The 1396-nt window shown below is 68.6% G+C and carries 1 protein-coding gene; it reads right to left on the bottom strand.

The genetic code is table 11. The features are described 5' to 3' along the window. Nucleotides 1-1396 (bottom strand): caspase family protein (locus tag ACIPIA_RS16310; protein ID WP_400511021.1); only part of this gene is annotated, 1396 nt, incomplete at both ends.

Raw genomic sequence — 1396 nt, 5'->3', positions numbered from 1 at the left:
GGGTCAGCTCGCCGAGCTGGGCCCGCAACAGAAGCTCGCTGCAATTCGCCCTGCCCGGCGCGCCCGGCGCCTGCGTCTCGAGACGGCGCTCTGCCGGGCGCGGCGCATTCGCCGGCATGGCCTGCGGCTGTGTCGAACGGTCGATCGACGATGGCGCGAGCGTGCCCAGCCGCGCCGCCATCGCCTGCTCGAGCGCGCGACGTTCGTCGGCCAGCCGCCGCTTCTCGGCCTCCAGCGTAGCCAGTTCCTTCTCGCGCCTGGCCAGTTCGTCGGCGAGACGGGAGCGCTCTGCCGTATCCGCAACCGGCAGCTTGGGCTCGATCGGAGCCGGCCTCGCCCGCGGGGCATCGCCGGCCGCGGGAGGCGGTGCGGCCGCCTCGACGCGCTCCTGCCGGGCGAGATCGGTCGCTGCCTGCTGGCGGCCCTGCTCTGCTCGTTCGAGCCTTTCGAGCAACGCCCGCTCGCGCTCCGCGAACTCGCGCACCAGCTTGTCGCGTTCGCTCGTCGCGACAGAACGCCGTTCGATCAGGTCGAGACGCGTCCGTGCATCGATCGCGAAGAAACTGGCCGGGTAGCGCTGGATGAAGTCCCGCAACACGCCCGGCTCGTCGCTGGAGCGGATGCGCTGCCAGACATCCGCATCGGTCTCCTCGCGGTTCAGGTAGAAATCGCCGAGGAGCGACAGCGAGAGTTCGGGGGTCTGCCGCCCCGAGGTCGCATCGTAGACGCTTTTCTGGACACGGCGGAACAGGGTCGCCACCTCTAGACCGGGCTGATCGATCTCGCGCACCAGCGCCGCGGTAAAGGGGCTGTTGCGGCCGGCGCCGTCGGCAGCGACGTCATTGGCCTGCGTCGCGTAGGCGATAACCATTCCCTGTGCCCGAGCCACCGGCGCGAGGCCGGAGCCGACGAAGAAGCCGCGTGTCGCCTGCCTTCGTGCGAGCTGGTTGACGAAGGGGTTGTTGCGGCAGGCGTCCAGCACCATGATCTTGACGCCCTTGGCGAAGTTCAGGGCGGTGACGACATCGGCCAGCCGCGTCGTCTCGTATTGAACGCCGACCTCATCCTCGATCTTCGCCTCGACCGGTACCAGGTAGTTCTCGCCGTTGAACTGGAAGCCGTGACCGGCGAAGTAGAACATCACGGAATCTGCGTCTTGCGCGAGCCGGGCGAAGCGCGTCAGCACCTCGTCCATGCCGCGCTTGTTGAGATCGACGCCGTCGATCACCTCGAAGCCGACCTTGCGCAGCGCAGCGGCCATGTCGCGGGCGTCGTTGACGGTGTTCGGCAGAGCCGGCGCGTTGCGATAGCTGGAATTGCCGATGACGAGCGCGACGCGCCGTTCCGGTGCCGGCGCTGCCATCGCCAGTCCCGTCAGCACAAGCATGATCAGCCC

The organism is Allobosea sp. CER48, assembly GCF_044752385.1.
Lineage (GTDB): Bacteria > Pseudomonadota > Alphaproteobacteria > Rhizobiales > Beijerinckiaceae > Allobosea.
The sequence above is the reverse complement of the archived record's forward strand: the minus strand, read 5'-3'. Positions and strand labels throughout refer to the sequence as shown.